The organism is [Pseudomonas] carboxydohydrogena (genome assembly GCF_029030725.1).
In the GTDB taxonomy this organism is placed as follows: Bacteria; Pseudomonadota; Alphaproteobacteria; order Rhizobiales; family Xanthobacteraceae; genus Afipia; species Afipia carboxydohydrogena.
In genome coordinates this window covers 1,613,304-1,626,758 of record NZ_CP113162.1, presented here as the reverse complement: position 1 = coordinate 1,626,758, position 13,455 = coordinate 1,613,304, and the positions used below count along the sequence as shown (strand labels likewise).

Genomic DNA, 13,455 nt, shown 5'->3' with positions numbered 1-13,455 from the left:
CGTCTACGCCCGCCCGACGATCTGCATATTGGTGAGATCGGGAACAGGCGGACGGCGAGCGGCGCTTTCAATTTCCGCCAGCAATATATCGACATCGGATGGCAATGGCTGCCAGCCGCAGGGACACTCCTGTGCATGATGCGTAGCGGAAGACTGCCGATAGATCGCCCCGAGCGCGGAGGCCATCATCCGCATCACCGTCATCGGCGGCAGCGCCGAACTGTCGAGCGTCCGGCAAAACGTCGTCATCATGTGGCGATCGATCTCGGCCTGCATCGGTTCGGACCCGTCGTAATCTGCCATCGGCATCCCTCCTCCTGCTCGTCGCATCACGCGAAGACGTAGGCGGTTGCCACGAAGCGCTCAACCGAACATTCCCTTCTGGAATTAGAAGATATCGAAGCCATCGCATGGGCGGCATCGCGCGGCCAAATGACAGGCACCCTGGGCGCCTCCCAAGGGCGTGCCGTTTGCCCTGCACCGGAGGGTATTCAGCGCCACTTCCGGTCCATTCCGGTATGATTTCCTAAAAACAGTACTTTCAGATTCATAAGATTTTAACTATTGCAGAACATGTATGGAACATATAGTGTATGTTCATGATTTGTTTCGAGTGAGTCTGGCACCTGTCGTGAACAAACAGGCTGCCGGGAAAACGGGCAATGACCCGCCTGGACATGAATATCCGCTGGACGATGAGATCGAGGGCTGCGCCGGATGCTGACACGCAAACAATATGAACTGCTGCGCTTCATCAACGAGCGGCTGAAGGAAAGCGGCGTGCCGCCCTCCTTCGACGAGATGAAAGATGCCCTCGACCTGCGGTCGAAGTCCGGCATCCATCGGCTTATCACGGCACTGGAAGAGCGCGGCTTCATCCGCAGGCTCGCCAATCGCGCCCGCGCCATCGAGGTCATCAAGTTGCCCGAGCCTGCCGCCAGTAGCGGCGCCCGGCGCGGTTTCACTCCCAGCGTGATCGAAGGCAATCTCGGCAAGGTGCGCAGCACCGTTCCCGGCAGTTTCGACGAAAGCGGAGAGCAGCCTGTCGCGGTCCCCGTGATGGGCCGTATCGCCGCCGGTACCCCGATCGAGGCGTTGCAGACCCGCAGCCATACCATCAGCGTGCCGCCCGACATGCTCGGCTCGGGCGAGCATTACGCGCTCGAAGTGCGCGGCGATTCGATGATGGAAGCTGGCATCCTCGACGGCGACATGGCGCTGATCCAGCGCAACGAGAATGCCGACACCGGCGACATCGTCGTGGCGCTGATCGACGAGGAGGAAGCGACCCTTAAGCGTTTCCGCCGCCGTGGCGCTTCCATCGCGCTGGAGCCCGCCAACGCCGCCTATGAGGTCCGCATCCTGCCGCCAAACCGCGTCCGGATTCAGGGCAAGCTGATCGGGCTTTACCGGAAATACTGAGGCGGCGGCCGTTTAATCGGCTACCTCCTGCTCGCCCTCCGGCGGCGTCGCGTCGACCGGTTGCGGGGACGTACGATGCCCGAGGGTTTTGTTGCTTTGCGAGCCGCGTGACGCCTCAGGAATGGCTGGCGACCACGGCCGGTCCACCTCGACGGACTGGCTTGTGACGAGGCTGTAGCCCCGCGCCGTTCTCTTTAATGCAACGCCGCCCAGCCCACGCAGATCGTCGCGATGGAAGACCCGGGCGGCGCAATCGGCGGGTGCCGGATACGGCGTGACGACGACTTTCGCCTGCGCGCAATCGTCCGCCAGCGCCTCGGGCTGCCTCGTCAGCGCGACGAGATCGCCCTCCTTCCCCTCGGCCACGCAGCCAGCCTCGTCGCACGAGACGCCTTGCGCGATGCTCGGATCGGTGACCATGCGCCCATCCGCATCCGCCGCCAGCCACTCGCGCCAGACGAAGGCGTTCTTCGCCGTATGCATGATTCGCAACCGGCCATCCTTGCCGCGCACCGCGACGCTCAAAGCGTCGCGCGCGATCAGGATGTCAGGCTCGGTCACGACAGCTGCCCATGCCACGCCGCAACCGATCAGCGCCGCTCCCATCCAGCGCAACGGCGAGCGCAACAGGCCGAGAATGACGATCCCGCAACTCATCACGATCAGCGGCCCGATACCGAAGGCATGAACACGGCCGAACGCGCCGGGCAACGCCGCCACCCATTGCGACACCGCGATCATCCAGTCGATGCCGACCTCCATCAACCGCCAAAACAGGCTGTCGAAGCCGAACGGAATGGCCATGATCCCGAGCAAACCCGCAGGCATCACCAACGCGGACACCACCGGCATCGCGACCAGATTGGCGATGACGCCGTAGGGCGCGATGCGGTGGAAATGAAACGCGGCGTATGGCGTGGTCGCAAGGCCCGCGACGAACGACGCCAGCGCCAGCACGAGAAGCTCACGTCCACCCCAGGCCGCGAAGCGGCCGAGACGTGTGTCATCACTCGCGACAAACCATTGCGGCATTCCGATCTGCGCCAGCACGACGAGACCGAAGGTGGCGGCGAACGACATCTGAAAGCTGGGATGAACCAGAGATTCCGGCGCGATCAGCAGCACCAGCATGGCCGCGAGCGCCAGCGTACGGAACGTGATCGCACGCCGGTCCGCCATCACCGCGACCAGCACCAGAGCCGTCATATAGAACGAGCGTTGCGTCGCGACCTCCGCGCCGGACAGCAGCAGATAGAACAGCGCGGCGATCAGCGCCGCCAATGCGGCCCATTTCTTGATCGCATAACGCGCGCTCAACGCCGGGTTCAACGCCAACAGCGCGCGGATCGCGAAGAACACCACGCCCGCGACCACAGCCATGTGATAGCCGGAGATCGACAGCACATGGCCGAGGCCCGAAACGAACAACGCATCGTTGTTTGAAGAGGAAATCGCATCACGGCGACCGGTGAGGAGTGCAGTCGCGATCGCGCGCTGGTCGCCACTCAGGACCGTGCGGATGCGCGCATCCACCGCATCCCTCAGTTCCTGCATCCATGCCGCGTAACGCAAGCGCCAGCCGCGCTGTTCTGGCGCATCCTGCACCTTGATCGCACCGAGCGCGAAGCCGGACGCGCCGATGCCTTGAAAATACATGTCGCGTGCAAAGTCGTAGCCGCCGGGACGAAGCGGCCGCAGCGGCGGCAACAGCCGCGCCTTCAGCGTCACATAGCTGCCCACCGCGGGCGCGGTACCCTTGCGCACCGACAGCCTCACCCGCTGCAAGTGCGGCGCGCGATGCGCCTCCATCTTCGTCACCCGCAGCACAAAACGGTCGGTACGCTCGCGTTCCTCATGCGTCTCGACGAAGCCTTCCAGCGCCGCCGAACCAACCGGCGTCAGCAGCACCGTGTGCGAGACCCAGGCGGTCTTCAGCGTCGCGGTGGCAAAACCGGCGAGCAACGCCGCAAACAGCGCGATATAGGGAAATACAGGCCTTCGCCGCACGGCCAGCGCCAACAGGCACGCCAGTCCCGCGACCGGCACCACCACCACCGCGACCGGCTCGCGCGCCGCCGTGAAATAGAGTGCAATCCCTACCCCGAACGCGACCGGAATCCACGGCAGCAACCGACCCGGGCCGGTCTCGGCGCGGATCCATCTGAGATTCAATTCGGTGAGGAATTGCCACCAGCCGGAGCCGGAAATGGCAGACGCTGCCCTCTCGCGCGGTGGCCATGCGATGGCCCTCCCCGCGCGCGGCCGCTCCTGTTTGAGTCCCCCGTCCGCCATTGCGCCGCCCGTGTCGGCTGTCCCGCCGCCATGCTAGCGGAGACGGTCAGGCTCTGAACACGGGAACGGATGGGGAATCCGCAATTGATGCGCACGCTTCATCCGAGCAGGCCGAAAACCTTGGACCTCTCCCGTGTGAAGGGAACGCTCTACCGGCTTGCGAAAGTTACCCCGCCGCCTTGGCGTAGCTGTCGCGCAGGCCGACGGTGCGGTTGAACACAAGCTTGTCGGGCGTGGAGTCGCGATCGCGCACGAAATAGCCCTGCCGCTCGAACTGCACAGCGCCCTCTCCAGCATCGGACCTGAACGCAGGCTCGACCTTGCAGTCCACCAGAATCTCCAGCGAGTTCGGATTGAGCTGCGCGGCGAAATTGCCTGCCTCCGGCTGCGGTGTCGCGAACAGGTTGTCATAGAGCCGCACTTCCGCCGGCACCGCATGCGCGGCGCTGACCCAGTGAATCGTCGCCTTCACCTTGCGTCCGTCCGGTGCGTTGCCGCCGCGCGTGGCCGGATCGTAGGTACAGCGCAATTCGACCACCTCGCCCGCCGCGTTCTTGATGACCTCGCGGCAGGTGATGAAATAGGCGTAGCGCAGCCGCACCTCGCGGCCCGGCGCGAGACGGAAGAACTTTTTCGGCGGCTCCTCCATGAAGTCGTCCTGCTCGATGTAGAGTTCGCGGCCGAACGGAATCTTCCGCGTGCCCTGTGTCTCGTCCTCGGGGTGATTGACCGCCTCGAGCTCATCGGCCTGACCTTCGGGATAATTCTCGATCACCACTTTCAGCGGACGCAGCACGGCCATGCGGCGCAACGCGGTCCTGTTCAGCGTCTCGCGGATCGCGAAGTCGAACATGCCGATATCAACGGTCGAGTTCGCCTTGGCGACGCCGATGCGCTTGACGAAATCGCGCAGCGCCTCCGGAGGCACGCCGCGCCGCTGCAACCCGGCCAGCGTCGGCATGCGCGGATCGTCCCAGCCGGAAACGTGACCCTCGCGCACAAGCTCCGTCAGCACGCGCTTGGACAACAGCGTGTAGGTCATGTTGAGACGCGCGAATTCATACTGGCGCGGATGCGACGGCACCGGCAAATTGTCGAGGAACCAGTCGTAGAGCGGGCGGTGATCCTCGAATTCCAGCGTGCAGATCGAATGCGTGATGTGCTCGATGGAATCCGACTGTCCGTGCGCGAAGTCGTAGCTCGGATAGATGTTCCACGCGGTGCCGGTGCGCGGATGGTGCGCATGCAGGATGCGGTAGAGCACCGGGTCGCGCAGGTTGATGTTGCCCGATCCCATGTCGATCTTCGCGCGCAGCACGCGCGTGCCGTTCGCGAATTCGCCCGCGCGCATCCGCGCGAACAGATCGAGGTTCTCCTCCACCGAACGGTCCCGGAACGGGCTGTTCTGCCCGGCCTCGGTCAGGGTGCCGCGCGTCAGGCGAATCTCGTCCGGCGACTGGTCATCGACATACGCTTTCCCGGCGCGGATCAGATCCTGCGCCCAGGCGTAAAGCTGCTCGAAATAATCGGAGGCAAAATGCAGATGTTCGCCCCAATCGAACCCGAGCCAGCGCACGTCACGCTGGATGGCGTCGATGAACTCCTGCTCTTCCTTGGCCGGATTGGTGTCGTCGAAGCGCAGATGGCAGCGCCCGCCGAACTCCTCGGCGATGCCGAAATTCAGGCAGATCGACTTGGCATGGCCGAGGTGCAGGTAGCCGTTGGGTTCCGGCGGAAAGCGCGTCACCACGCCCTTGTGCTTTCCCGAGGCCAGGTCCGCCGCCACAATCTCGCGGATGAAGTCGCGGCCTGCATCCGGCGTCGATTCGTCAGTCATTTGCACCCTTTCAAGTTACGCCTTATCTGCCAAATCCGCGCCGCCGCGCCAAGGGGCGCAGATCCGTTCTGGCGGCCCGTAAAAAACGAACTTTTGACCCTCCGGCGGCATTTCAGCCGGGATGCCGGGACAGTGCCCCGGCAGTATGATAAAGGCCCGCCAATTCCTCCCCCATGGACCGATCGAACCATCCGAAATGACCAAACCCGTCGTCACCCGCTTCGCCCCCTCTCCGACCGGCTTTCTCCATATCGGCGGCGGACGCACCGCTCTGTTCAACTGGCTCTATGCCCGCAAGCTCGGCGGCAAGATGCTGCTGCGGATCGAGGACACCGACCGCGAGCGCTCCACGCAGGCGGCGATCGACGCGATCCTCGACGGGCTGAAATGGCTGGGTATCGATTGGGACGGCGAGACGATCTACCAGTTCAGCCGCGCCGGGCAGCACCGCGAGGTCGCCGAACACCTTCTGGCCGAGGGCAAGGCCTATCGCTGCTACGCGACGCCCGAGGAACTGACCCAGATGCGCGAGGCAGCGCGCGCCGAAGGCCGCGCCGTGCGCTACGATGGCCGCTGGCGCGACCGCGACCCGGCGGAGGCTCCTTCCGGAGCCAAGCCGGTGATCCGCCTCAAGGCTCCCCAGACCGGGGAAACCGCGATCGAGGATCAGGTCCAGGGCCGCGTGGTCTGGCAGAACGAGAATCTCGACGATCTCGTGCTGCTGCGTTCCGACGGCACCCCCACCTACATGCTCGCGGTGGTGGTGGACGACCATGACATGGGCGTGACACACGTCATTCGCGGCGACGATCACCTCATCAATGCTGCGCGCCAGAAGCATATCTACGATGCGCTGGGATGGGATGTCCCGGTGATGGCTCACATTCCACTAATCCACGGGCCGGACGGCTCGAAACTCTCCAAGCGACACGGCGCGCTCGGCGTCGAAGCCTATCGCGCTATGGGATACCTCCCGGCGGCCTTGCGGAATTATCTGGTGCGGCTCGGCTGGAGTCATGGCGATCAGGAAATATTTTCCACGCAGGAAATGATCGAGGCATTCGATCTTGGTTCGATCGGCCGCTCCGCCGCACGCTTCGATTTCGCCAAACTCGAAAATCTGAACGGCCATTACATCCGCTCCGCAGACGATGCAGAACTTGTGAAAAGTTTCGAGGATGTCCTGCACTTCATCCCACAAGGCCCCACGTTGCAGGCCAAACTCAATGACACCACGCGCGCACAACTGTTGCAGGCGATGCCCGGATTGAAGGAGCGCGCCAAAACGCTGCTCGAGCTGGTCGAGAGCGCCAACTACATCTTCGCCGAACGGCCACTCGCGATGGACACGAAGGCGTCTGCATTGTTGACGCCGCAAACTCGCGCACTCATCGGCGAACTTCGCCGTCACCTCGCCGAGGTGACGGAATGGAACAAGGCAACGACAGAAGCGGCGATGCGTGATTACGCCGAGAAAAACAACCTGAAACTCGGAGTAGTCGCCCAGCCGCTGCGCGTGGCCCTGACCGGCAAAACGACATCCCCCGGTATTTTTGACGTCCTGGCCGTTCTAGGACGTGAAATATCCTTGGCAAGATTGCAGGATCAGAGCCAGTAACCCCTACCAAGGCTTAAGACCGCCGTCTTGCAGCGCACATAGCAATACGGTACCCCTTCTGCCGAAGATTTTGGGCGATCGGCCGACTTTGAGATTGTCCGCCGTTCGCAATCCGTACCAAGAGACATCGGGGGATCCACGATGGATGTGAAGTCCAACACAAAACAAGCCACCCTTACCGTAGGCGACAAGAGCGTGAACTTGCCTGTCTACAGCGGCACGGTGGGCCCGGATGTCGTCGACATCAGCAAGCTCTACGCCCAGACCGGTATGTTCACCTACGATCCGGGCTTTACCTCCACGGCAAGCTGCCAGTCGAAAATCACTTACATCGATGGCGACGCAGGCATCCTTCAGTACCGTGGCTATCCGATCGAACAACTCGCCGAACAGGGCGACTTCCTCGAAACCTGTTACCTGCTGCTGTACGGCGAGCTGCCGACCAAGGCGCAGAAGGACGATTTCGATAAGCGCGTCACGCACCACACCATGGTGCACGAGCAGATGGCGCGTTTCTTCCAGGCGTTCCGCCGCGACGCGCATCCGATGGCCGTGATGGTGGCCTCTGTAGGCGCGCTGGCCGCATTCTATCACGACTCGACCGACATCAACGATCCGCAGCAGCGCATGATCGCTTCCATGCGGATGATCGCCAAAATTCCGACGCTCGCGGCGATGGCCTACAAATATTCGATCGGCCAGCCGTTCGTTTACCCGCAGAACCGGCTGCACTTCGCCGAGAACTTCCTGCACATGTGCTTCGCGGTGCCGTGCGAGGAATACAAGGTCAACCCCGTTCTCGCCGATGCGCTGGACAAGATCTTCATCCTCCATGCCGACCACGAGCAGAACGCCTCGACCTCGACGGTGCGCATCGCGGGATCTTCCGGCGCCAATCCGTTCGCCTGCATCGCGGCGGGCATTGCCTGCCTGTGGGGACCTGCGCATGGCGGCGCCAATGAAGCGGCCCTCGCGATGCTCGGCGAAATCGGAACCGTCGACAAGATTCCGGAATTCATCGCCAAGGTGAAGGACAAGAACAGCAATGTCCGCCTGATGGGCTTCGGGCATCGCGTCTACAAGAACTACGATCCGCGCGCCAAGCTGATGCAGCAGGCCGCGCACAAGGTTCTGAAGGAAACCGGCCACGGCAACGATCCGTTGCTGCATGTCGCCATGGAGTTGGAAAAGATCGCGCTGAGCGATCCGTACTTCATCGACCGCAAGCTGTATCCGAACGTCGATTTCTATTCGGGCATCACGCTGAAGGCGATGGGTTTCCCGACCTCGATGTTCACCGTGCTGTTCGCGGTCGCCCGCACCGTTGGCTGGATCAGCCAGTGGAGCGAGATGATCGAGGACCCCGAGCAGAAGATCGGCCGTCCGCGCCAGTTGTTCAACGGTTCGGTCAAGCGCGATTACGTACCGCTCGATCAGCGCAAATAATCTTGCGTCTTTCTGGACTATTCAACGGCCGGAGCATTCGCTCCGGCCGTTTCGTTTTGCGGATTCAATGATACGGTCTAGGCCACGCGCACCGAGCCCATGAACTTGTTGACTTCCTGTCTGAGCCTGTTGCTGTCATGGGACAATGTTTGAGCCGCCGACAACAACTGCGAGGATGCAACTCCCGTCTCCTCCGCACCGCGCTGAAGGTTGCCGACATTCGATGACACCTGCTGTGCTCCCTGCGCCGCATGCTGGACATTGCGGGCGACCTCCTGTGTGGTTGCGCCCTGCTCCTCGATGGCCGATGCAATCGCTGACGAGATTTCCGAAAGCCTCTCAATGGAGTTGCTGATTTCATTGATCGCCGCGACAGATTCCTGCGTAGCGCCCTGAATGTCTCCGATCTGCCGGCCGATCTCGCCTGTCGCTTTCGCCGTCTGCTCGGCGAGCGCCTTCACTTCGGAAGCCACCACAGAGAAACCGCGCCCGGCTTCGCCTGCTCGCGCGGCCTCGATTGTCGCGTTGAGAGCCAGAAGATTTGTCTGGGCGGCGATGTTATTGATCATCTCGACAATATCGCCGATGCGGGCCGCGGCGTTCGACAGCGTACTGACGCGATCTGTCGCGGAACGGGCCTGATCGACTGCGGCACTCGTCATGTGCGCTGAATCCTGCACCTGCCGGCTGATTTCCTGCACCGAGGATGTCATTTCCTCCGTTGCGGTGGCGACAGAGCTGACACTGGTCGAAGCGTCCTGAGAACCGCTGGCGACGCGTGCGGCAAACTCCCGCGCATGGTCGGCAGTGGACGCAAGCGTGGTCGCGGAAGCCTCAAGCTCGGTCGCAGACGAGGCTACGGCATCGACGATTTCGCCGACCGCAGCCTCGAATGCATCCGCAACCTTCGCCATGTCTGCCTTGCGTTGAATATCCGCGCGGCGCCGGGTGGCATCAACCTCGTCGCGGGTAAAGCGAATGACGGTCTGCACGGTTTGCAGATTGCGAAGCGCCTCTCCGATCTCGTCGTCGCGCCTGATTTCGATTCGGTTATCGAGCTTGTCCTGAACGAGGTTCGTCAGAACTTCGTTCAAATGATCCATCGGACCTTGTATGGCCATAACGGTCTGGCGGCCGACAACGGCGCAAACAAGAGCGCCGATCCCGGCGAGACAAGCCATCACGACTCCCGCCATGCCGTGACCGAACACGCTCCATGCACCGAGAGCCAGCATAAAAAGCATCTGCACCGCGATCATCGTCGTCAAGCGCGCCTTCAAGGTGCGCGTGAAGATCGAAAAATGATCCACGAAAGATCGCTTGCGAATGATGCCCGCGTCGATGCGATAACGATGCGGCTTGTTTTCGCGAATGGCGGCGTAAACGTCCTCGGCCAATGCACGCTGATCGGCGGGCAGTCTCGTCCGGATCGAGGTATAGCCCGTGACCTGTCCGTTTTCGCAAATCGGCGACGCGGTCGCCAGCACCCAATAGAAACCCCCATTCTTGCGGCGATTCTTGATGGCCCCAAGCCAGGGCTTTCCCGCCTTCAGCGTATCCCAGAGATTTTCGAACGCGGCTTCCGGCATGTCCGGGTGACGAACGATATTATGTGGCTGCCCTATCAATTCGTCCGACGTGAATTCCGCCGCATCGATGAAATCGCCATTAACGTAAGTCAGCTTTCCCTTGAGATTTGTTTTCGAAACAATCAGCGTTTTATCGTCAACCGGATATTCGGCGTCGGTCACCGGAAAATTCTTTCGCATCTCTAAAACCTCAGCGAGTTTCTTTACATGCTCGGGAGGTTAAGCGAGACCGGATGGGCGTATCCGACGAATTATCATTCGTGCACCGCTCTCTCTCGATGCGCCGACGGTGCAAGAAATACATTTAATTTTATTTAAGTGCCGGGTCGAGCAGCCACGCGTACGTATTCCAACTTAGAAATATATCGTATTTGTGAAAATAATCGGCGCCTAACGGTAAATCTTATCGTCATCGAGCATGGCGATCACGACATCCGCCGCCCGTTCGCTCGGTGAACGGCCGCCGGTATCCATGATACGATCGAGTTTCGCGAAAGCCTCAATCTGGCGCTTGCGCTGCGGTGTATCGCTCAGAACATTCTGCAATGCAGACGAAAGATTTTGCGCCGTGCATTCCTCCTGATGAAATTCGGGGATGACATTCTCACCAATCACGAGGTTGGCGAGAATGATTGATGACACGCGTACGACACGGCGCGCGATCCACGCTTCCACAGCACCGCCACGATAGAGCGTCACCATCGGCACGCCGGCCAGCGCCAGTTCGAGCGTTACGGTGCCGGACTTTGCAAACGCCGCGCGCGCATTGCGAAACGCAGCCTGCTTCTCCGCCTCCGTCGTGACGATGCGCGGCCGCACTGTCCATTGCGCGGCGGCCTCGTTCACGGCGTCCAGCAGATGCGGCAAGGTCGGCAGCACGGCTTCGACCGTAACCCCCTGCTCGCGTAGCGCCGCCAGTGTTTCGCCGAACACCGGCATGTGGTGGCGGATTTCACCGCGGCGGCTACCCGGCAACAGAACGAGTATTGGCGGCGGCGTTTCCCGCCGTTGCGCCTCCTGCGCATTCGGCCGCAGCGTGTCCAGCCGCTCGATCAACGGGTGACCGATATAGGTACAGGCCGGCCCGCCGAGCTTGCGATGCTCGTCCGGCTCGAACGGCAACACCGCCAGCACATGATCGACATAGCCCGCCATCGTACGCGCGCGGCCCGGCCGCCACGCCCAGACCGTCGGCGACACATAATCGACAATCGGAATGGACGGGTCAGCCTTGCGGACCTTCCTCGCCACGCGATGGGTGAAGTCGGGACTGTCGATGATCACCAGAATGTCAGGCTTGGCCCGGACGACCGCGGAAGCCGCCTCACTGATACGCCGGAGCAACATCGGGAGCTGCCGCGCGACCGCCGCGAAGCCGACGATCGCGAGATCGCCAATCGGGAACAGCGAGGTGATCCCCTGCTCCTCCATCTCGCGGCCGCCAATGCCTGCAAGCTCAACCTCGTTGCCGAACCGATGGCGTAACTCTTTCATCAAGGCCGCGCCAAGATGGTCGCCGGAAGGCTCGGTGGCGATCAGGAAGATTTTTCGCGGTCTCCTCATGACCTTCTGCGTCATGGTCAGGGGTCCAGCCCAACGACGAAGATGCCGGCATTGTCCGCCGCCTCAACCATCGCCTGCGGTTCAGCGACAACCGAGTGCCCCGCCATTACGGCAATCCCGGCGAGGCCTGCTTCCGCGATGCCCCGGATCGTCTGCGGCCCGAGCGCGGGAAGATCGAGGCGCAGATCCTGTCCCTGTTTGGGCGCCTTGACGAGAACGCCCCGGCCAGGCTTCGCACGCAATCGCCCGCTCTCACGCAACTCCTTGATCCGTACAAGCAGCGCATCGGTCCCCGCGATATCCTCGACGCTCACCACATGGCCACCGATGACAACAACCGCCTGTCCGATATCGAACGGGCTGGTTGCCCGCAGCACCTCCCGCCCTTTCGCTGCATCGCTCAGACTCGCCGCATCGGGTGGCGCACGCGTGAGGCAGCCGGATGGCATCAGAAGATCGGGCGCAAGGTCGCGCACGCCGAGCACGCGAAAGCCGCCGTCCTCGAATACCCGCGCCGTCGCCGACAGGATATGATTGTCGCCGCCGCGCAGACCTTGCAGAATTTGCGGAAGAATCCGGACCGCGAGCCAGTCGAACCGCAGATCCTTGAACGCGGGCCGGACCAGATTGCCGATGAAGGTGATGTCGGAACATCCTTCCTCGCGCAGCGCCGCCATGATCGAGCCGAACTGGCCGACCGAAAACCAGTGATGGCGATAATTCGCGATGCGCTGCGGATCGCAGAATCCCTTGAGACCGATCAGGATCGGCTCGCGTCCCTGCGCGAGCAGGCTGTCGGCCAGCGCAAACGGAAGCACACCGCCTCCGGCAATCAATCCGACCGGGTGCTGATGATCGGCCTGATTGTCCATCGCCATCCCGTTCAGGAGTGATCCGAAGCCGACGGCATGCATAGCGGCCGGTGATTGTCGGCCGCGATGAAATCCAGAATGTCCGCAATCGCAGGGTCCGACCCTCGTTCGTCCTGCAACGCTGCAAGGCGCTCGGCAAAGACACCCGGACCGTGAAACAGCCTCTGATAAAACGCCCGCACGGTTTTCATTCGCGTATGAGTGAATCCGCGCCGCTTCATGCCGACGACATTAAGTCCCTCCAGCTTGGCGCGCTGGCCGTTGGCGATCGCATAGGGAATGATGTCCTGCGTCACGCCGCAGACGCCACCGACCATCACCTGCGAACCGATGCGGGTGAACTGATGGACCGCGGACAGGCCACCGATAAAAACGAAATCGCCGATCGTGCAATGCCCTCCGAGCGTCGCGGAGGTCGCGAAGATCACGTCCTTGCCGACATGGCAATCGTGCCCGACATGCGCATTGTTCATGAAGAATCCACGGTCGCCGACGGTCGTGACACCGCCACCCGAGACCGTGCCGATGTTCATCGTCACGCCTTCGCGGATGGTGCAGTTGTTGCCAACAACGAGTTTTGTCGGCTCGCCGCGATACCCCGTGGATTGCGGCGCCGTGCCGAGCGACGCGAATGGATAGACCGTGCAGTTCTCTCCGATCTCCGTGATGCCGGAAATGTTGACGTGGGACACAAGCGTCGTGCCCGCGCCTATCACGGCATGCGGGCCAACCACGCAAAACGGCCCAATGGTGACGTCAGCGCCAAGAACGGCGCCGGATTCAACACGCGCGGAAGGATCAATCTTGGCCATAAAC

General features: G+C 62.1%; 10 protein-coding genes. 3 read left to right on the top strand and 7 right to left on the bottom strand.

Translation table 11 applies throughout. The features are described from left to right. Window positions 1–3: 3 nt before the first annotated feature. A complete protein-coding gene (locus AFIC_RS08025) occupies window positions 4–303 on the bottom strand; it encodes a hypothetical protein (RefSeq protein WP_275248591.1) in 300 nt (99 codons plus the stop codon). A gap of 414 nt (window positions 304–717) precedes the next feature. Between AFIC_RS08025 and lexA the strand changes: the two genes are divergently transcribed. After that, entirely contained in the window at window positions 718–1,422 is a 705-nt protein-coding gene (gene lexA / locus AFIC_RS08020) for a transcriptional repressor LexA (protein ID WP_275248590.1), read from the top strand. A gap of 12 nt (window positions 1,423–1,434) precedes the next feature. Here lexA and AFIC_RS08015 read toward each other — a convergent pair whose 3' ends face one another. After that, window positions 1,435–3,714, bottom strand: coding sequence for a ComEC/Rec2 family competence protein (locus AFIC_RS08015; RefSeq protein WP_275248589.1), 2,280 nt, complete (start codon window positions 3,712–3,714; stop codon window positions 1,435–1,437). A 166-nt stretch (window positions 3,715–3,880) separates the two neighbouring features. Further along, the gene (locus AFIC_RS08010; RefSeq protein WP_275248588.1) at window positions 3,881–5,551 is read right to left on the bottom strand and encodes a glutamine--tRNA ligase/YqeY domain fusion protein; all 1,671 of its coding nucleotides are present in this window, start codon (window positions 5,549–5,551) and stop codon (window positions 3,881–3,883) included. A gap of 196 nt (window positions 5,552–5,747) precedes the next feature. Here AFIC_RS08010 and gltX point away from each other — a divergent pair, with 196 nt between their 5' ends. Next, on the top strand, window positions 5,748–7,169 hold the full coding sequence (gene gltX / locus AFIC_RS08005; RefSeq protein ID WP_275248587.1) for a glutamate--tRNA ligase: 1,422 nt from the start codon (window positions 5,748–5,750) through the stop codon (window positions 7,167–7,169). 141 nt (window positions 7,170–7,310) lie between these two features. Beyond that, window positions 7,311–8,615, top strand: coding sequence for a citrate synthase (gene gltA, locus AFIC_RS08000; protein ID WP_275248586.1), 1,305 nt, complete (start codon window positions 7,311–7,313; stop codon window positions 8,613–8,615). A 77-nt stretch (window positions 8,616–8,692) separates the two neighbouring features. Here the strand turns inward: gltA and AFIC_RS07995 are convergent, their stop codons facing one another. The 4 genes from AFIC_RS07995 to lpxA form a co-directional block, all read right to left on the bottom strand. Then, complete coding sequence (locus tag AFIC_RS07995) at window positions 8,693–10,384, bottom strand: methyl-accepting chemotaxis protein (protein ID WP_275248585.1); 1,692 nt, start codon at window positions 10,382–10,384, stop codon at window positions 8,693–8,695. 210 nt (window positions 10,385–10,594) lie between these two features. After that, window positions 10,595–11,782, bottom strand: coding sequence for a lipid-A-disaccharide synthase (gene lpxB / locus AFIC_RS07990; protein WP_275248584.1), 1,188 nt, complete (start codon window positions 11,780–11,782; stop codon window positions 10,595–10,597). 2 nt (window positions 11,783–11,784) lie between these two features. Further along, entirely contained in the window at window positions 11,785–12,639 is an 855-nt protein-coding gene (locus tag AFIC_RS07985; protein WP_275248583.1) for an LpxI family protein, read from the bottom strand. Window positions 12,640–12,650: 11 nt separating this feature from the next. Then, window positions 12,651–13,451, bottom strand: a complete 801-nt coding sequence (gene lpxA / locus AFIC_RS07980) for an acyl-ACP--UDP-N-acetylglucosamine O-acyltransferase (protein WP_275248582.1) — start codon at window positions 13,449–13,451, stop codon at window positions 12,651–12,653. Window positions 13,452–13,455: the final 4 nt, after the last annotated feature.

Bases quoted from the DNA above. Each gene is read 5' to 3' on its own strand.
- AFIC_RS08025 (WP_275248591.1), bottom strand. From the start codon at position 303: ATGGCAGATTACGACGGGTCCGAACCGATGCAGGCCGAGATCGATCGC.
- lexA (WP_275248590.1), top strand. From the start codon at position 718: ATGCTGACACGCAAACAATATGAACTGCTGCGCTTCATCAACGAGCGG.
- AFIC_RS08015 (WP_275248589.1), bottom strand. From the start codon at position 3,714: ATGGCGGACGGGGGACTCAAACAGGAGCGGCCGCGCGCGGGGAGGGCC.
- AFIC_RS08010 (WP_275248588.1), bottom strand. From the start codon at position 5,551: ATGACTGACGAATCGACGCCGGATGCAGGCCGCGACTTCATCCGCGAG.
- gltX (WP_275248587.1), top strand. From the start codon at position 5,748: ATGACCAAACCCGTCGTCACCCGCTTCGCCCCCTCTCCGACCGGCTTT.
- gltA (WP_275248586.1), top strand. From the start codon at position 7,311: ATGGATGTGAAGTCCAACACAAAACAAGCCACCCTTACCGTAGGCGAC.
- AFIC_RS07995 (WP_275248585.1), bottom strand. From the start codon at position 10,384: ATGCGAAAGAATTTTCCGGTGACCGACGCCGAATATCCGGTTGACGAT.
- lpxB (WP_275248584.1), bottom strand. From the start codon at position 11,782: ATGACGCAGAAGGTCATGAGGAGACCGCGAAAAATCTTCCTGATCGCC.
- AFIC_RS07985 (WP_275248583.1), bottom strand. From the start codon at position 12,639: ATGGACAATCAGGCCGATCATCAGCACCCGGTCGGATTGATTGCCGGA.
- lpxA (WP_275248582.1), bottom strand. From the start codon at position 13,451: ATGGCCAAGATTGATCCTTCCGCGCGTGTTGAATCCGGCGCCGTTCTT.